Source organism: Duganella sp. Dugasp56, assembly GCF_047304105.1.
In the GTDB taxonomy this organism is placed as follows: domain Bacteria; phylum Pseudomonadota; class Gammaproteobacteria; order Burkholderiales; family Burkholderiaceae_D; genus Rugamonas; species Rugamonas hordei.
On the sequence record NZ_JBGLYQ010000138.1, the window covers coordinates 1 to 241 of the forward strand.

At 63.1% G+C, this 241-nt stretch carries 1 pseudogene; it reads right to left on the reverse strand.

Annotated features, from left to right (window positions below):
• Nucleotides 1–221: pseudogene (locus ACCD07_RS32360) on the reverse strand (lipopolysaccharide biosynthesis protein RfbH); the annotation flags it as partial.
• Between the last annotated feature and the right edge of the window lie 20 nt (nt 222–241).

The window sequence follows — 241 nt, forward strand, 5'->3', positions numbered from 1 at the left end:
CTGGCCTCGAACTGGTCGTTGAAGCGGCCGGTGGTGAGCCAGGCGTCCAGCGAGGCCTCGACCATCAGTTCCATTTCAGGCGCGCCGACGACCTTGCCGGCCGGCGGGATGACGGTCACGCCGGGCTCGAACGCCTTGGGCACGCTGGCCAGGGCGCCGTATTCGGCCACCAGCTTGATGATCTGTTCGCGGAGTTGTTCCTTGCTTTGTGCTTCACTCATGATTCCAGCCTTGGTTATGT